General features: G+C 32.8%; 20 protein-coding genes and 1 other annotated feature. Of the genes, 3 read left to right on the plus strand and 17 right to left on the minus strand.

The genetic code is table 11. From position 1 onward, the window contains the following. Positions 1–6: 6 nt before the first annotated feature. On the minus strand, positions 7–1,488 hold the full coding sequence (gene nadB, locus BM319_RS11560; protein ID WP_091022725.1) for an L-aspartate oxidase: 1,482 nt from the start codon (positions 1,486–1,488) through the stop codon (positions 7–9). Between the two features lie 114 nt (positions 1,489–1,602). Between nadB and BM319_RS11565 the strand changes: the two genes are divergently transcribed. Together BM319_RS11565 and BM319_RS11570 are read left to right on the plus strand one after the other, a co-directional pair. Further along, positions 1,603–2,757, plus strand: a complete 1,155-nt coding sequence (locus BM319_RS11565) for an IscS subfamily cysteine desulfurase (RefSeq protein ID WP_502686144.1) — start codon at positions 1,603–1,605, stop codon at positions 2,755–2,757. Positions 2,758–2,765: 8 nt separating this feature from the next. Beyond that, positions 2,766–3,308 (plus strand): transcription repressor NadR, encoded by a 543-nt coding sequence (locus BM319_RS11570; protein ID WP_091022732.1) that lies wholly within the window; start codon positions 2,766–2,768, stop codon positions 3,306–3,308. A gap of 542 nt (positions 3,309–3,850) precedes the next feature. Here the strand turns inward: BM319_RS11570 and obgE are convergent. From obgE to BM319_RS11600, 6 genes are all read right to left on the minus strand, one after another. Then, the gene (gene obgE, locus BM319_RS11575; protein ID WP_091022733.1) at positions 3,851–5,137 is read right to left on the minus strand and encodes a GTPase ObgE; all 1,287 of its coding nucleotides are present in this window, start codon (positions 5,135–5,137) and stop codon (positions 3,851–3,853) included. Positions 5,138–5,152: 15 nt separating this feature from the next. After that, positions 5,153–5,695, minus strand: a complete 543-nt coding sequence (locus BM319_RS11580; protein ID WP_069035176.1) for a Spo0B C-terminal domain-containing protein — start codon at positions 5,693–5,695, stop codon at positions 5,153–5,155. Positions 5,696–5,940: 245 nt separating this feature from the next. Next, a complete protein-coding gene (rpmA, locus tag BM319_RS11585; RefSeq protein ID WP_025672162.1) occupies positions 5,941–6,231 on the minus strand; it encodes a 50S ribosomal protein L27 in 291 nt (96 codons plus the stop codon). A 16-nt stretch (positions 6,232–6,247) separates the two neighbouring features. Then, a complete protein-coding gene (locus BM319_RS11590) occupies positions 6,248–6,583 on the minus strand; it encodes a ribosomal-processing cysteine protease Prp (RefSeq protein WP_091022736.1) in 336 nt (111 codons plus the stop codon). Between the two features lie 9 nt (positions 6,584–6,592). Then, positions 6,593–6,901: a 50S ribosomal protein L21 gene (gene rplU / locus BM319_RS11595; RefSeq protein ID WP_025672164.1), complete on the minus strand. Its 309-nt coding sequence runs from the start codon at positions 6,899–6,901 to the stop codon at positions 6,593–6,595. A 13-nt stretch (positions 6,902–6,914) separates the two neighbouring features. Next, positions 6,915–6,991 (minus strand) — a sequence feature (ribosomal protein L21 leader region). Between the two features lie 61 nt (positions 6,992–7,052). Continuing rightward, a complete protein-coding gene (locus BM319_RS11600; protein WP_175495600.1) occupies positions 7,053–8,510 on the minus strand; it encodes an Rne/Rng family ribonuclease in 1,458 nt (485 codons plus the stop codon). 206 nt (positions 8,511–8,716) lie between these two features. On the opposite strand from BM319_RS11600, the gene BM319_RS11605 reads away from it, so the two are divergent. Continuing rightward, entirely contained in the window at positions 8,717–9,283 is a 567-nt protein-coding gene (locus BM319_RS11605) for a glycosyltransferase family A protein (RefSeq protein WP_069035178.1), read from the plus strand. 159 nt (positions 9,284–9,442) lie between these two features. On the opposite strand, the gene BM319_RS11610 is transcribed toward BM319_RS11605, so the two are convergent. The 10 genes from BM319_RS11610 to BM319_RS11655 form a co-directional block, all read right to left on the minus strand. Beyond that, positions 9,443–10,303, minus strand: coding sequence for a site-2 protease family protein (locus BM319_RS11610; RefSeq protein WP_069035179.1), 861 nt, complete (start codon positions 10,301–10,303; stop codon positions 9,443–9,445). After that, entirely contained in the window at positions 10,296–11,066 is a 771-nt protein-coding gene (locus tag BM319_RS11615; protein WP_069035180.1) for a M23 family metallopeptidase, read from the minus strand. The genes BM319_RS11610 and BM319_RS11615 overlap by 8 nt, the downstream gene beginning before the upstream one ends. Positions 11,067–11,234: 168 nt before the next feature. Then, on the minus strand, positions 11,235–12,029 hold the full coding sequence (gene minD / locus BM319_RS11620) for a septum site-determining protein MinD (protein WP_056472557.1): 795 nt from the start codon (positions 12,027–12,029) through the stop codon (positions 11,235–11,237). A 2-nt stretch (positions 12,030–12,031) separates the two neighbouring features. Then, a complete protein-coding gene (gene minC / locus BM319_RS11625; RefSeq protein WP_056472554.1) occupies positions 12,032–12,718 on the minus strand; it encodes a septum site-determining protein MinC in 687 nt (228 codons plus the stop codon). A gap of 47 nt (positions 12,719–12,765) precedes the next feature. Next, positions 12,766–13,284 carry a rod shape-determining protein MreD gene (gene mreD, locus BM319_RS11630; RefSeq protein WP_069035181.1) on the minus strand — a complete coding sequence of 173 codons (519 nt, stop codon included), beginning with the start codon at positions 13,282–13,284 and terminating at the stop codon, positions 12,766–12,768. A gap of 7 nt (positions 13,285–13,291) precedes the next feature. Next, complete coding sequence (gene mreC / locus BM319_RS11635; RefSeq protein ID WP_069035182.1) at positions 13,292–14,146, minus strand: rod shape-determining protein MreC; 855 nt, start codon at positions 14,144–14,146, stop codon at positions 13,292–13,294. A 175-nt stretch (positions 14,147–14,321) separates the two neighbouring features. Further along, positions 14,322–15,362, minus strand: coding sequence for a rod shape-determining protein (locus BM319_RS11640; RefSeq protein ID WP_069035183.1), 1,041 nt, complete (start codon positions 15,360–15,362; stop codon positions 14,322–14,324). Positions 15,363–15,497: 135 nt separating this feature from the next. Then, positions 15,498–16,184 (minus strand): RadC family protein, encoded by a 687-nt coding sequence (gene radC / locus BM319_RS11645; RefSeq protein WP_091022740.1) that lies wholly within the window; start codon positions 16,182–16,184, stop codon positions 15,498–15,500. Positions 16,185–16,205: 21 nt separating this feature from the next. After that, positions 16,206–16,766, minus strand: coding sequence for a Maf family protein (locus BM319_RS11650; protein WP_091022742.1), 561 nt, complete (start codon positions 16,764–16,766; stop codon positions 16,206–16,208). Positions 16,767–17,628: 862 nt separating this feature from the next. Then, the gene (locus BM319_RS11655; protein ID WP_091022744.1) at positions 17,629–18,597 is read right to left on the minus strand and encodes a hypothetical protein; all 969 of its coding nucleotides are present in this window, start codon (positions 18,595–18,597) and stop codon (positions 17,629–17,631) included. Between the last annotated feature and the right edge of the window lie 69 nt (positions 18,598–18,666).

Consider the following 18,666-nt stretch of genomic DNA (forward strand, 5'->3'; position numbering starts at 1 on the left):
CTCTCCTCAAATATTAGCTGGTTGATCTATATATTCTATAAAATGTGAGCCGATGCTTTCTTTTCTTCTTATAGCAGCTTCTGCAATTAGTTTTCCAGTCATTAACATATTGTATCTTTCTAGTTCCTCTTTGTTCATCGGGCGTGAATCAACTGTTTTAGACTCTAAGAAATAAGAAAAATATGTGATTGCTTTATTTAGATCGTCTTCATTTCTTACAATACCGATATATTTCATCATTATTTCTTTAATTTCATCTTTTTTAGGTAAGATTCTAAATCTTGGTATCATGTATTTTGGTGGGTTCTCATTTATTTTAGATAAAGGAAGGTCAGCTATAAATTTCGCAACCTTTTTACCAAACACAATCCCTTCTAATAAAGAATTACTAGCAAGTCGGTTTGCACCATGTACACCTGTACAAGCAACCTCTCCTACTGCATACAATCCTGGAATAGTCGTTTCTCCATTTGCAGATGTCTTTACCCCACCCATGTGGAAATGTGCACCTGGAACAACAGGAATCAATCCTTTTTGTAAATCAATTCCATTATTAATAAGATTGGCAGTAATTGTTGGGAAACGTTTTTCAAATCCATCAATCATTTCGATCGATACATAGATTTCTTCCCCGTTTTGCATTTCATTAAAAATCGCCCTACTAACAACATCTCTTGGTGCTAAATCTTCAAATGGATGAATTCCTTTCATAATGCGACGACCAGTTTTCGTTACTAAAAAAGCTCCTTCACCTCTAACAGCTTCTGATACTAGACCCTTACATGCCCCATTAATATAAAGCATGGTAGGATGAAATTGAATAAATTCCAAATCAGCCATCTCACAACCTGCTCGATATGCCATAGCAATTCCATCTCCGGTTATGGCCTTATTATTAGAACTAAATTGATACATTGCCCCAATACCGCCAGTCGCCAGAAGTGTTGTGTTTGCAAAACAGGATTCTAATTCCCCATTTTCATTAAGTATATAAACACCTTTACATTTTCCATCTTGTATGATTAAATCAATTACCATTTCATTTTCAATAATCGTTATTTTCTCTTTTATCCGTGCAAAAACAGTTTCAACTAAATGCTTTCCAGTGGCATCTCCGCCAGAATGTAAAATTCTATTTTTCCGATGCGCTCCTTCTCTACCAAGATGAAACTGACCTAATTCATCTTTATCAAATTCCATGCCAATAGAAACAAGATCCTTCATAGATGTTGTTCCGTTCTTTACTAGTTCTTCTACTGCTTCTATATTATTTACATTACAACCCGCTTCGAGCGTATCTTGTTTATGAAGTTCCCAAGAATCATCATCAGACATTACAGCTGCAATTCCACCTTGTGCAAGCATCGAATTGCTGTCCCAAATTTTTTTCTTTGTGAATAGAATCACATTTTTAGACTGACAAATTTCCTCAGCAGCCATTAATGCAGCAATCCCACTGCCAATAATGACAACGTCTGCAGTTCGCATAGTTGCCCCCTCCATTTACAGTTCATCTATTTAAATTTTATCTTATAGATAAAAAAGCTGTCTTGACACCTATATTTACATATATTTAAACTAATGACAAGAAATTTTTTTTTAATGAGTAAAAAAGGAGACTATAATTTGATTTATTTAGACTATGCTGCTACAACTCCAATGAGTGAAGAAGCCATTGAGACATTTGTCACTGCCTCTAAAAATTACTTTGGAAATGAGCGAAGTTTACATGATATTGGCTCAAAGGCATCACTGTTACTTGAAGCATGCCGCAAGCAATTAGCAGGATTTATAAATGCTAGCCCCGCTTCAATTTACTTTACAAGTGGAGGAACTGAATCAAATTTAATTGCTATTCAAACCCTCTTAAAGAGTACAAAAAAAGTCGGAAAACACATATTAACCACAACATTAGAGCATTCTTCAATTAGCAATTATTTAAAAGTACTGGAAGAACAAGGATATGAAGTTTCTTATTTACCAGTTACAAATAGCGGGATTATATCCTTAGAAGTGATTGAAAATGCAATTCGCGAAGATACTGTATTGGGCATTTTTCAACATGTCAATTCTGAAATTGGAGCTATTCAACCGATTAACGAGATTGCAAATTTATTTAATTCATCAAATATTTTACTTCATTGCGATTGTGTACAATCATTTGGAAAAATAGCAATAGATGTCTCAAAATATGAAATTTCTAGTCTTAGTATTTCAGGTCATAAATTATATGGACCAAAAGGGATCGGAGCCCTTTATTTAAATCCTAAATTAACTTGTCAACCAATCTATCCCGGTACATCTCATGAAAGTGGGATTCGTCCCGGTACTGTTAATGTCCCAGCAATTGCATCATTCGTAACAGCAGCTGGTCATATCATAAAAAATCAAGACGAAGAGCAAAAGAGATGTCACTATTTAAAAAATGTTTTAGAATCACAATTACAAGATGTTCAACATCTTGTAAAATTTGAAGGTTCTGATGGAGAGTGTATTCCAAATATAATTGGAATGAGGATCATTGGACTTGAAGGCCAGTTTGTCATGCTTGAATGCAATCGACATCAATTTGCCATTTCAACAGGAAGTGCCTGTGCAATTGGCATGCAGAAACCTTCAGAAACGATGTTAGCAATCGGAAGAGACCCTCATGAAGCAAAACAATTCTTCAGAGTTTCAGTCGGGAAACAAACAACAGAAGAAGACTTAGTCAAATTTTCATCTGTGTTAAAATTAATCATTAATCAAAACTTTTAATCGAGGAAATTAAAATGAATAAAAAACTTTTAGGGGAAGAAAGAAGAAAGAAAGTATTACAATGGTTAAAGGAGTCTGAGTCGCCCTTATCAGGCAATTCCTTAGCTAAAAGAGCAAATGTTAGTCGACAAGTTGTTGTAGGTGATATTACACTTTTAAAAGCGAAAAATGAGCCAATACTAGCAACTGCACAAGGTTATATTTATATACATCCTAATAAGGAAACGAACAAAATTAGAAAAGTAATTATTTGTCACCATACAGCTGAAGACACGCAAAAAGAACTAGAAATATTAGTCGATCACGGTGTTACAGTTAAGGATGTAATGGTTGAACATCCCGTCTATGGATATATCACAGCCCAATTACAAATTGCGAACCGTTATGATATAAGCTTATTTCTTCAAAAAATGGGAGAAACTAGCTCCGTCCCACTTTCTAATTTAACAAATGGAACACATCTTCATACGATCGAGGCAGATAGTGAACAGCAACTTGATAGTGCGATCTTACAATTAAAAAATGAAGGTTTTTTGGTAGACATACCTTAAGTGAAGGTTTAAGTGGTTTGAATTGGTAGATTTCTTTGATTAAACAATAAAGGGGTTGTCTCATGTGTCAGAGTAAGGGACATATGGGCATCCTTTTTTTATTGTAGATCTGGGGTATCACATTCAGGCTTTTATTGTAGTTTTGTTTTTGATCTTGTTGATGATCATTTCAGCAAGCTTTAAACACTTTTTTAGTCGAAATAGAAAAATCTGTGTGAATTTGATCCTTTTCCTTTTAATGGGTCTTATTTTTGTTCAATTTTAAGTCAAAATACCTTTACTAGTATGAGTAAAACTTTATCTTATTTGCGATTTGTGGGAATTTATTTGTAGTTTTGCTAAGTTTATTTGTGATTCTTGAATTTTAATTGCGATTGTGTCAATTTTATTTGCGATTCTCGAAATTTATTTGCATTTCACTATTCGATTGCGAGAGAGACTTCTTAATTGCGATCTTACAAGTCATATTTACAGCATTTTATTTATGAATAAATAAGAAAGAGGGTGTTCCACTTGGACACCCTCTTTTTATAAAGGAATTATTAATCGATAAATTCGAATTCGTATTCAGAAATTTTAACGATATCTCCGTTTTTCGCGCCACGTTGACGTAGTGCTTCATCAATCCCCATTCCACGCATTTGACGTGCAAATCGACGAATTGACTCTTCGCGTTCAAAGTTAGTCATTTTGAATATCTTTTCAAGCTCTTCACCTTTAACGACGAACGTTCCATCACTTTCACGAGTAATCTCAAAAGTAGGTTCTTCTTTTTGATATTTATAAAGAACTCGTAATGGTTTGTCTTCCTCTTCGTCATGAAGTGGGAATTCTGGAGTTGTTTCAACTAAATCTGCAACTGTAAATAGTAAATCACGTAAACCTTGACGTGTTACCGCAGAAATTGGGAAAATTTGAACTTCATCTCCAACTTGCTCTTTAAATTTAATTAAGTTTTCTTCAGCTTCTGGAATATCCATTTTATTTGCAACGACTACTTGAGGTCGTTCAGTTAAACGTAAATTATATTCTTTTAGCTCTTGATTAATTGTTAAGTAATCATCATATGGGTCTCTGCCTTCAAGACCTGACATATCTATTACATGAACAATTACACGTGTTCTTTCAATATGACGTAGGAATTGATGCCCAAGTCCAACACCTTGATGTGCTCCTTCAATTAACCCTGGTAAATCGGCCATTACAAAACTACGATTATCTTCAGTTTCTACAACACCTAAATTAGGAACAATTGTTGTAAAATGATATTCAGCGATTTTTGGTCTAGCAGAACTTACAACAGAAAGTAATGTTGATTTACCAACACTTGGGAAACCAACTAATCCAACATCAGCTAAAACTTTAAGTTCTAGTTTAATGTTTCTTTCCTTACCTGGCTCACCATTTTCAGCTATTTCTGGAGCTGGATTTGCAGGCGTTGCAAATCGACTATTTCCACGGCCTCCACGGCCTCCTCGTGCAATAATAGCTGTTTGACCATCCATTGTAAGGTCAGCTATTAATTCACCTGAATCAGCATCTGTTACGATCGTCCCAGGTGGTACTTTTACAATCATATCTTCTGCATTTTTACCATGTTGATTTTTAGACATACCATGTTGACCACGATCAGCTTTAAAATGACGTTTATAACGGAAATCCATTAATGTTCTTAAGCCTTCATCCACTTTAAATACAACATTAGCTCCCCTACCACCGTCTCCACCAGCAGGGCCACCTTTTGGAACATATTTTTCACGACGGAAGGCTACCATACCGTTTCCACCGTCTCCACCTTTTACATATATCTTGACTTGATCAATAAACATACATCCACCACTCTTTTATTTTTCCATTTTAAATTCGATACTGCACTCTTCTGTCTCACAAAAATATGACATCATTCTGATTTTTGAGCTGTCATTTGATGATGAAACAATCCACTTCAACATATCTTCTTTCTTTGTTAGTTTACCTCTGAAGTCAAAAAAGAAACTAACTGTTTTATCATTTATTTCAATTGTTAAACTAACAAAATTTTCCTCATAAATATGTACCCAAGATTCTAGTTTTTCTAAAAAATTTTGAATCCATACTGTCATCACTTCGTCTAAATTTTTAAGCGAACATGGTTCTCCTAAAATTTCATAATCTAGCACAATTGTACGAGGCTTCCAGTTATAGGTAATGATAAATTCTGCAAACTCTGGAATTTGTAACGAACAGATTTTAGCTTCATTCAAAGAATCAGCAACAATTTTCGTAATCGTTTCTTCTAGCTGGTCAGATTGACCTGTGGCCATGTATCCTTTTATTAATTGAATTCGATTTAACCAATCATGACGTGAATGTCTTAATACCTCTAGAACGTCCCATTTTTCCTGCATTGTATTCTCCTATAGGTTTACATTTTTCGTATTTATGAAGGTAATATAAAAGTTTGACTCGACATTTTGATTGATCATTTTGAAAGTCTCAAACTAGTGTGTAGCTTGTAAAATGCCGAGTCTTTGGAGCATATTGTTTGAGAGGTTGCTATAACAACATTTTTTATAGCAATTTATTATATATAAAAATGTCTTAAGTACAGAAAAACTCTAACCTAAAAGGTTAGAGTTTCTAAGTTAGTTTCTTAAGCTTCTTGAGCTACAGGGTATACACTTACTTGTTTGCGGTCACGGCCTAAACGTTCGAATTTAACTACGCCATCAACCTTCGCAAATAATGTGTCATCTCCACCACGACCAACGTTTACACCTGGATAAATCTTAGTGCCGCGTTGACGGTAAAGAATTGAACCACCAGTTACGAATTGTCCATCAGCACGTTTAGCGCCAAGACGTTTTGACATTGAGTCACGACCGTTTTTTGTAGAACCTACTCCCTTTTTAGAAGCAAATAACTGAAGATTTAATTTTAACATGGTTACACCTCCTGTTTTACTCGTTTATAGTGACATAGTCACCGTAACTTGCAGCGATAGTTTGTAAAGATACGATCATCGCTTCAAGGATAAGTTGCGCTTTTTGCATATAATCTTCATTTAAATCAATCGGTAATTGATACTTCAAGAAACCTTTCTTTTCATCAATTACTGTATTTAATTCGGAATCTATACGACAAATTGCTTCCAAAGCATTTACAGTTCCTACTGAAACTGCTGATATACCGGCACAAACAATGTCAGTCCCAGCATCAGAAAAAAATGCATGTCCACTTATTTTAAAGGAACCTATACGTCCATCTTTTAAACGTTCAATTGTTATTTTAGTCATTACTTAAAATTAAGCGTTGATTTTTTCGATAACAACTTTAGTGTAAGGTTGACGATGACCTTGCTTACGACGGTAGTTCTTTTTAGATTTGTATTTGAATACAAGAATCTTTTTAGCTTTACCGTTCTTTTCAACTTTTGCAGTTACAGTAGCTCCTTCAACAGTTGGGCTACCAACTTTGATGTTTTCGCCACCTACGAATAAAACTTTGTCGAATGTTACAGTTTCACCTGCGTTAGTATCAAGTTTCTCGATGTAGATTGCTTGACCTTCTTCAACTTTGATTTGTTTACCACCAGTTTCAATAATTGCGTACATAATTGCACCTCCTCAATAGTCTAAGACTCGCCACAAATAGGCATGCTAAAAAAGCAATTTAATACCTATTATGTGCGGTTGTAGCACGGGTGCGCTACAAACAATAACATTATGATGTTACCACGGGGCATGTCGAATGTCAACAACTACTTCAGTTAATGACTGTTTCTAAATAGCTTGTTATTTCCTTTGTCGTACCAGTTCTAACGATATTATAAAATGGTGTTTTTGAAGCTATAATTTTCAAACAAATTTTTATAAACATTGCTTTTTCTAGTCTTTGTACATGATTATTCTGATCTCCATTTAATGCTTTTGCGACATCTTCACTACATTCAACAAGTAAAGCCTCAATATCACGACTTGTTGAGAGCTCCCAAAGCGTCCTTTCAAGCTCGAAAACTGTCTGAACTGTGTTTTTTACAAGCCCACTACCATTACACTCTGGGCATTTTTGATGTGTTGCTTCGATATGTGAATGAGCTGTTCTTTTACGTGTAAGTTCAAATAAACCAAGGTCAGAAAATCCAAATAGCTTTGTATATGCTCGATCATTTTTAAAGGCTTCCTTTAATTGATCACCTATACTTTTTTGCTGTTCAACGGACTTCATATTTATAAAATCAATAATAATCATTCCACCAATATCACGAAGTCTTAATTGACGAACAATCTCAATTGCAGCTAATTGATTAGTATGATACACAGTTTCTTCACGATTATTTTTCCCGCTAAATTTACCTGTATTTACATCAATCACTGTCATCGCTTCAGTTTGCTCGATCAGTAGAAATGAACCATTTTTTAACCATACAATTTGTTTAAAAGATTTTTCTATTTGTTCTTCAATTTTAAATGCCACAAAAATATTTTCATTTCCTCTGTAACTAATGATTTGAAGATCTTCAGGCAAATAATTTTTATAAGAAGCTAAATCATCAATAATTAATTCACTAATTGTATCTTTAGGATGTAATTTAAAAAACTTAGTAAACAAGGAATTCGCTTCCCATAAACAAGTGATTTTTTTAAAGCTTTGATTTTTTAATGAATCATAAAATGTTTGAAAGCCTTTTAACTCATTTAAAATCACATCTGATTCAGCATTTTCACATGAAGATCTGAAAATTAGCCCCTCATTATCACTTGTGTGATCTCGGCCTAATGCGTATAATTTATTTCGTTTCGATTCTTTTTTTATTTTATTTGAAACAGCAACTTGTTTTGTAAGAGGGAAGTATACAACGTAATCACCAGAGAACTCTAGATTATTTGTAAGCTTAGGACCTTTCTCATCAAACGCATCCTTTATGACTTGAACCAAAATATATTGTCCTTTTTGGAACTTTTTTCTTATTAATTCGTCTTTATTGATTTCTGATTCTTTACCCTCAATTGTATCTTCGAATCTCATAAAGCCATTTTTATTTAAACCTATATTTACAAAAATTGCATTTAATTTAGGCATTACTTCTTGGATTTGTCCTACATATATATTTCCTACATATGTATTTTGGTCTGCAGAAGAAAACCATTCAACTAGCTGTTCATTTTCAGTTACAGCAATTCTTTTCTCAGAATGTTTTACATTCATAATAACTTTCTTCAAATTCATCTTCCTAACTATGTATAGTATCTATCACATTTTATTCATTTAAATAGAAAAAAGCTAGTTAATATAATCTAATTAGTTAGTCTACTCACATGAATATTAGAAATTGAATATTATATTAAGATTTCTGTTACATTCTTCTTTAAAGAAACCTTATTTTACCCTTTCTTTTACTTAATCCTGATATAGATAGGAGCGATTATATGGATATAATTCTATCAATTCTTATTCCAACCGTCCCCGAAAGAATGGGGTATTTAAATAAAATTATTAATGAATTAGATAAACAAAGTAAAACATATCCAGTTGAAATATTAGTACTTTTGGAAAATAAAAAAAGAAGCATTGGTGAAAAAAGAAATGTTCTAATTGAGCAAGCAAAAGGAGATTATGTAGTTTTTATAGATGACGATGATCGGATAGAACCGAATTATATCGAAACACTCTGCTCAGCAATCAATGAAACGCCAAATGTTGACTGTATTGTATTTGACGTTTTAGTAAATTTTAATAACCAATATTCTAAAGTTTGTAAATATGGGAAAGAGTTTGCACATGGGGAAGATGAAAATTATTATTATCGAAAACCAAATCATTTAATGTGCTATTCAAAAAAGATTGCCTCTGCACATAAATTTCTTAATATCAGTTTTGGAGAAGACGATGAATGGGGCAGACGAGTTTCAAACGATATAATAATTCAAAAAAGGATACCTTCAATATTGTATTATTATGACTATATTCCAAAAGATTCTTCGTGGTATGTTTGAATAAAAACAACAAAAAATGGCCTCACTAGAGACCATCTTTTTGTTTGCAAACTTAATATTAAACTCTATTCTGAGCTGAAATTGTACTGGCTTCAACACTATAAAGCTGGCTTCATATCAAGCTATCTCAGTTTATAAAAATGTATAAAATAATGAAATCTAACTAATTAATTCTTCAAGCGAGTAGGTTGCTTTCTTCTCAGTAAAGTAAGCATGTAATAATTCATTTTCATCTAACATTTGTTGATTTTTTTTATCAAGAGAGAAGACAACATTGTATTTATAGCCTTTTTGAAAGTTAGAAAAAACTTGAAATAATTTTGTTTCTTTATTCAAGGAGATCGATTTGATTTTTTGGATATATTGTTCGTTTCCATAAAACCGTTCCATTAAAAAACGTATAACAACAAAATGCCTATTTTTCCACTCACCCCATAAGGAAACGATTAAAAATAAAAGACAAACCCAAATTGTAATATTCATAGGCTGAATTATGATTGTAAGTAATGAGGATAACAATAAAAATACAAAAGATGAGTACAAGCTATATATATGAGCTCTAACGAACGGAAAGATCAATGAAAATAACTGATAGATTAATTTTCCTCCGTCTAATGGCCATATTGGTAATAAATTAAAACAAAGAATACTAAGATTATAATTGATAAAAAGTGTATAGAGGTTTTCAGGCATTAAATTCATTTGAAATAGGAAGTTAGCGATTATATATAAAGTTAAATGTTGAATGGGGCCAGAAATTGTAACAATAAACTCCTCGTAAGTTGGTCGATTCCCATGTTCATCAAGATCTACTACTCCCCCAAACGGAAGTAGCGTAATTTTATTTATTCTCCAATTAAATGAAGTAGCAGCAATGGCGTGACCTAATTCGTGGCAGAAAATAATAATTGATACAAACAATACTGACCAAAAATTAGCTGTCATAATGCCAATACATGCAATTAATAAATACAGTGGATGAACAGAAATTTTGGAAGGAAGAATTAGCCATTTATTCAAATGGAATCACCTGTTTCGGATCTATAAATTTTTCCCCCATTTTAATTGCGAAATAATAAGTTCCTAGATTCCCTTCATCATTGGATGATACCGTTCCGATAACCTTTTTACTATCTACTTCGTCATAAACTTTTACATTAGTTGTTCCTAATTTTCCGTACCAAGATTCAGAACCATCTGCGTGTTGAATAATGACCGTATTCCCTAAATTATCTTTCTTTCCTACAAAAAGTACTCGACCTTTTTTGATTGACTCTACTTTTTGGTTAGCTTCAGTTTGAATCAATATACCTTGACCGTCCGTTTTAAAACTTTGCAGTACTTTACCACTTGCAGGAACAGCATAATTATCATTTCCTACATTCTCTTTGTGATCATTTAATTGTGGTAAAAAAGCGATAGGACTCCCAAACCGATCTTCATACCATTTCTGTAAGGAAGCAAACTGAAATTCACTTTCATAAACTTGTGAAAGACCATGCCGAACTTGAGATGCCATAGGTGAGTTACTTTTTAAGATGATGGCTAAAGCTAGTACAATAATCGCACATAATAAACTTCTAAACATAAAGTTAGAGTTATTCATTATTTTCTTACCTTGCTCTTCTACCAAGTCATCATAAGTATAAGTGTATCCACCCTCAGTATTTTGCACTTCTTTTACCGGAAATTTGCTCATCAATTGATTCGGATTTCCCCATTTTTCTTCTTGTTCACGACGTTTAGCGATCCGCTTTCTTATATCATCTACGCGCTTACTCAAAGTGTCACCTCTCCTCGCAACCTAGTTATTTAATTTATATGAATCGATAGGACAACTTATGAGTAGATAATTTGAAAAGTGGACCAAGGTATTAGACAGGATTTTGGAAGTGATTAAAGAGGAAATTTGAGAAATAAAAAAGAAAAACACTTCGCTTTTTACGAAGTGTTATCGGATGCCAAATAATTTTTTCACTTTAAAGAAAATACTCTTTTCAGTCTCTAATGATTGTAATGGTACAGATTCCCCTAGCACTCTTCTTGCAATATTTCTATATGCGATAGAAGCTTTTGAATTTGGATTCATCGCTACAGGTTCACCACTATTAGTTGCCTTAATAACGTTTTCATCATCTTGGACAATACCAATTAAATCTACAGCTAACATTGAAGTAATTTCATCAACATCTAAGCTATCTCTATTTTCCATCATATGACTTCTAATACGATTGATTACTAGTTTAGGAGGTTCAATATCCTCTTGATCTAATAATCCAATAATACGATCTGCATCACGAATTGAAGAAACTTCAGGAGTTGTGACAACGATCGCTTTATCTGCACCTGCTACTGCATTTTTATATCCTTGTTCAATACCAGCAGGGCAGTCTATTAATATATAATCATAGTCTTTTTTTAATTCATCAACAAGCTCTCTCATTTGTTCAGGAGAAACAGCAGTTTTATCGCTTGTTTGTGCAGCAGGTAATAAATATAAACATTCAAAACGCTTATCCTTTATTAATGCCTGATGCGTTTTACAGCGCCCTTCAACAACGTCCACTAAATCATAGACGATGCGATTTTCTAATCCCATGACAACGTCTAAGTTACGTAGGCCGATATCAGTGTCAATTAAGCACACTTTTTTTCCAAACATCGCTAATGCTGTTCCTAAATTTGCTGATGTAGTTGTTTTACCAACTCCACCTTTACCAGATGTAATTACTATAGCCTCTCCCACAGTTACATCATGCCCCTTTCTAACCTTGTCAAACTAGGTCTAAGATGAGTCAGAAATTGTATGCGATCGACAATGATTTGGCTGTCTTCGTTTATATACGCGCATTCCATCTCATTGCCTTCATCACCATAATGATCCGGTGCTCTGTTCATTATGCTGCAAATTCTCAACTGCATTGGTCTCATTATTGATGCCGCAATAACTGCCTCCTTATTACCATTAAAACCGGCATGAGCAGTACCTCTTAGTGCACCCATAATAAAGATATTTCCACCCGCAATAACAGTTCCACCTGGGTTAACATCACCGATTAACAGTAAATCACCTTTCACTTGGAGAATCTGACCGGATCTTACCATTCTACAAATAGGTACAATTTCCTCCCTTTTCATCCATTCAATAGCATCTTGTTTCGAAATCACATTACTTTCGATTGTTTCAACCACAAGATTATTCTTTTTACGAACAATTGAACGAATAATTTCATCTTGTTCGGGAGATAAAAAACGATTTCCTATTTTTAAACGAACTGCAAGTAAGGGACGATCATTGCTCTCAAACAAGTGGGTAGACAGTCTTTCTTCAATTTCATCTACTAAAATTTGAAAAGAACATGTATCATCGAGGTGCAGTGTTAGACCATCTTTCGTTCCTTTTATTGTAACATATTGTTGCCTCTGTTCCATGATAAGTGTTCACCCCGATTGTATAATTCGACATGCACCCGAAAAATCCTTTATTTTTCCTCATTATTTTCACTAATTGTTCTTAATAATGATGAAAAAGGATATGCAAAAATTAATATAAATAGTGCATTCAGTAATAATGTCGGCAATAATCGATGATTCAAAAAGTATAGATTATTCATATTAGTAAATCCGAACAACGCATTTAATCCGTATACTAAATATTCTAAGGCTACAGTCCATATTAAAACAAGAATACTTCGAACGAATAAATTCGCATAAAGTATTTTAATTGCTTGACTTATTAAAAAGATAAATAACGGAAAAGCAGCTAAATATATACCTATAATCTCTGTATAAACAATATCATAAATGAATCCAAAGATAACACCATAAAAAAGTGCCTTCTTCGGATCGTAATATAATGTAATAAATAATAAACCAAAAAATAAAAAATGTGGAACAATAATCGCATTATGACCAAGAATGTTTGGCGATACAGTTGATACATAAATGTTTTCTAATATAAACAGAAATGTTAAAAGGAGAGGTAAACCATACTTACTCATTTACTAATTACTCTCCTTTCTGTGGCTGATCAATTGAACGCTTTACAGCTAGCACATGATTTATGTCATTAAAATCTGCTTGCGGTTTAATATAAGCTGTTTGTGTTAGCCCATGTTCATCAGGCACAACTTCCTCAACTTTACCTATTGGAAGATTAGCTGGGAAAACACCACCAAGACCTGAAGTCACAACAATTTGTCCTTTTTTTACTTTTGCATTTGAAGGAATTCGTTTGAATAATAAAGCTTGTTTCTCAACATCATAACCTTCTATCAAACCAAAAACCGTATCTTTTTGCTGAATTTTAGCAGAAATTCGATTTGTGCGATCTGAAGAACTTAATAATTGTACAGTGGATGAAAATTTAGAAACATTTTTAACTTTACCAATTAAGCCTTTAGAAGTGATAACTGCCATTTCTTTTTCAATACCACTTATCGATCCTTTATCAATGGTAATAATTTGTTGCCATTTATCCGGATCTCTTATCGTTACTGTAGCTTGAAATGTATCATAATCACTTAAGCTTTTTTTAATTCCAATCATGTCTTTTAATTCTTTATTTTCTTTTTCTAATGCTTTCTCACGTACAGATAATTCAACATATTTATCGAGCTTACTTTTCAAAACTTGATTTTCATCATATGTATCTTTTAAGTCCGCAATATTATTAAATAAACCCGCAATAAGTTGTGCGGGCTTATTAAATACTTTTTCAGTCAGACTTACTGTATCTTTAATAAACTGCTCAGGAATTGAAAGGTTTCTATTACTTCTTAAAGAATAACCTAGAAGTGCCACTAGTAAGATAATAGCAGCTAAGACAATCATTAAACGTTTATTTTGAAAAAATTGTGGCATTCTTACACCCTCTTATAACAATTCAACTTTTTGTTCTAACGATTTCATGAATGTAATCCTCACTAATTATAGTGAGGATTACAAATTTCAACTAATCTTCTTATTAAAGAACTTATATAGTAGTTCACTTTTTTTAGAAAACTAGCTTATTTTTTAAAACATTTTCAATTCAATTTTATCGATATTGATTTGAATTTGCACCGAAATTCTTTTTGAAAATATCGATATTATCTAACGCTTTACCTGTCCCCATTGCAACACAGTCAAGAGGGTCTTCTGCAACTATTACAGGCATATTTGTTTCTTGAGCAATTACTTTATCAATATTACGAAGAAGTGCTCCACCGCCTGTAAGTACGATTCCACGATCAATAATGTCTGCTGATAACTCAGGTGGCGTTTTCTCTAATGTATTTTTTACAGATTCAACAATTGCCGCAACTGTATCACTTAATGCTGTTGCAATTTCTTCTCCATGGATTGTAATTGTTTTAGGTAAACCTGAAATTAAATCACGACCACGAATATCCATTTGTTCATCTGATTCACTTTTAATAGCTGAACCAATTTCAAGCTTTAACTGTTCGGCAGTTCGTTCACCGATTGATAAGTTATAGTTCTTTTTAATATATTGAATGATCGCTTCGTCCATATCATCACCGGCAGTACGTATCGATTGACTTGTAACGATACCACCTAATGAGATAATTGCAACTTCAGTTGTTCCTCCACCGATATCAACAACCATACTACCTGTCGGTTCCATAACCGGTAAATTAGCACCAATTGCAGCAGCAAACGGTTCTTCAATTAAGAATGCATCGCGTGCACCAGCTTGTCTTGTTGCATCGATAACGGCTCTTTTTTCAACAGCAGTAATACCTGATGGTACACATACCATTACGTAAGGTTTACGTGAGAAAAATCCGTTACTTTTTTGAGCTTGATCAATATAATGCTTCATCATTGTTGCTGTTGTTTCAAAATCAGCAATTACACCATCTTTCATTGGTCTAGTTGCAACAACATTTCCTGGAGTACGACCAATCATTAGTTTTGCTGAGCCACCTACAGCAACAATTTGTTTCGTATCCGTCCTTAAAGCAACAACAGAAGGTTCTCTAACCACTATTCCTTTTCCTTTTACAAAGACCAAAGTATTTGCCGTACCTAAGTCTATTCCTAAATCACGAGTAAATCCACCTAATCCAAACATATGTATCTCCCTTTCTAAAACTTACAACTTAAATTCATATTTAAAGTATCTATACTATATTCTCTTATCGTTAGTAAATAACAGGTTTTTATCCATAACTTACATTATAAAACAATTAGTTACTAATGAACACCCTTAAACGTAACCTTTTTCTTTTAAACTGACATACTTATGTTCACCAATTATGATGTGGTCTAGTAATTCGATTCCAATTATTTTTCCACATTCAACTAATCGTTTTGTTACTTCGATATCTTCTCGACTTGGAGTAGGATCCCCACTCGGATGATTGTGTAAGCAAATTATCGAGCTTGCAGATCTACGAAAAGCTTCTTTAAAAACTTCACGAGGATGAACAATCGATGCATTTAAACTACCTTTAAAAATAGTTTCGCGGGCAATAACTTGATTTTTCGTATTTAAGTATAAACATACAAAATGTTCTTGTTCAAGAAATCGCATTTCATCCATCATAAATTTTGCACAATCATCTGGACTTTTAATAATAAATCTTTCGTCATATTGAAGTCGATTAATTCTTTTTCCTAATTCAAAGGCAGCAATTAGCTGTACAGCTTTTGCTTCACCGATACCTTTAATATCAGATATTTCTTCAACAGACGCATTCATTAATAATCTTAGTCCATCAAATTTCAATAAAAGTTCGTTTGAAACTTTTAAAACCGATTCATTTTTTGTCCCAGTTCTTAATAAGATCGCAAGTAAATCCTGGTTAGACAAACTACCGGGACCAAATGTTAACAATCGCTCTCTTGGCCTTTCATCTTTCGGAAAATCTTTAATGAGAACCGAATTTGACAAAGTATCACCTCAAATCAAAAGTTAAAAATTTAGTTCTCTTAGTTTTTTCTTAACTTTATTGATCGGAAGTCCAACAACAGAATAATAGTCGCCGTCTATTTTCTCTACAAATGTTCCGCCATATCCTTGTATGCCGTAAGAACCAGCTTTATCCATCGGTTCATTCGTATTGATATAATCAATTATTTCTTGATCACTTAGTTCACTAAAGGTAATTTTTGTACATTGATAAAAGCTACTACTTTTACCTTCATTAATAATTGAAACTCCAGTAAAAACCTCGTGTGTTTTTCCAGATAGCATTTTTAACATGGCAAATGCATCTTCTTTTGAGGTAGGTTTACCTAGTTTTTTATCATTATAAGTAACGATCGTATCAGCACCGATTACTACTGCATTTGGAAATTTATTAGATACATCTATAGCTTTTTCTTCCGCCAATTTCAATACAATCTCAGAAGACTGCAAGTTCTGCTCCATTACTTCTTCAACATCACTAGTTGCAATGATAAAAGGGATATTTAACATGCTAAGAAGTTCTTTTCTTCGAGGAGATGCAGAGGCTAATATAAGTTTTTTCATTTCATTCACCTATTATTTTTTTTTAAAAGGAAGGATACATGACTATCCTACCCAAGTAATCACTATAACACAAATTAGTAAAAAACACTTTTCGTTGTCTATTCGTTATTAAAATGTAATAAAAATGAAAGTTTTGTTAAGTATTAAAATACCCTAATATTAAAATTTCATTTTTATATATTTTATGTCTAAATCCAGTCTTTTCAGAATAAATTTTGCTTAAAATTTGAATAGATATAAATTACAATAAGAAATTTTTAATGATAAATATTAATTTCTTTCATTCAATTTGTAATATAAAATACACTAACAAAAATAATTTGTCAGTGCATTCACGCTGCTAAAAAATAATCTTCAAACTTATTATCAAATTTACGTAAAGGAGTAGAGTGATGTTGATTTCCACTACAGGATGCTCGCTTTCCATGGGGCGAGACCTGAGCCTCCTCGGCAAGCCTGCGGGGTCTCAGCCTTCCCGCTAATCCCATAGGAGTCGAGCACCCTTCCGTTCCAATCAACTTTTTCATCAAAAAAAGTTTGCAATAAAAACCTAATCAAATAGCCTTTACTTAAAGTAATATAACGGCTGTTTAATAAACTGTTTGTAGTCAAATAATAACTAATTAATTTACAATCTAATAGATCGAATTTGTTTTTTGAATTAGCTCATAATATTTTCAACTTCAAAAAAAACATTACTAGTGTTGTTGAAATAAAAAATTGCTCAAACATTTTAAAATTTAAAATCAAGAATAAATCATCAAAAAATGATAATTTAATCAATAATAACTGATCACTTAGAGTACGTTTACTCTATTGACTATTTTATATTTCAACAAACTAAAAATACACTAACAAAAATTTAATTTGTTAGTGTATTTTTTTGTTCTTTTAATATTTTAAATAAGGATAACATGTCGTATTGGACTGATTGGGTTACTTTATTTAGATTTTGTTTACTGCTTGAGGACATTACTTTTTCGATGTTTTGTAAGTGCTTAAGTCCACTTAGTAATTGTTTATTTTTAATATAATCTTTTTGCTTACTTAGAATTAACATCGTTGAGCTTATTTGTTCAAGTTGTTTTTCATTATTAAAGTTATTATCTGTTAAATACGATAACATAAAATTAAATGTTTCCACTTCAGCTTTATACATATCTACTGATTGTTTTGGGCCTTTGTATATTTGCCCTCCAACTGTTTCTTCTTTTAAATAAGTACTTTTAAATTTTTTCTTAACTTCATCTGCTAGAAACGTGCTATCTTTCCCGCTCAAGGCAATAACGACGAAAAAATTATTATTTTTTTCATAAATGACGGGGGTAAAGCCATTTGTAGATACTTCTTTTTCATTTTTCTTCGCTGATTCCATGCTTTTATACATTCCAACTTGTGCTAGATCAAACTTCACTGCTGGAATCTTCATTTGGACTTGGTTCGTTGCTGTACCAGAAACCGATACACTATTTTTAGTTGTGTTAAGTGCATCTGGCTTTGATTGTTTAAATATCCCTAAAAATACAAACCCAAAACATAGTCCTATTAAACTTGCTCCTATTATAGAAATAATAATACTTTTTGAAGGTGACTTCTTTGTGAAAAAAGAAATCTTCCTTTTCTCCTTCACCTTTTGCTCTGGCTTATTCTTTTTCTTCTTTTTAACATCATCTAAAACGATTACTTTTTTACCTAACCCATCAGGAGTTGGTAAAACCCATCCAAATTCCCCGTTCTTCTCCTCTACCTGATTTTGGGAATTAACGGAACCTTCTTTAAACGCTTTTTCCTCGCCATTAATTTTAATTGATATCTTTGAGGACTTGTCCATATGAATCCTCCTACTACTTTATTTTAAAACGTAAAAAAATACTAACATATAATCCCAGAAAAACACGCC

This window comes from Bacillus sp. UNCCL81 (genome assembly GCF_900112535.1).
Classification (GTDB): Bacteria; Bacillota; Bacilli; order Bacillales; family Bacillaceae_G; genus Gottfriedia; species Gottfriedia luciferensis_B.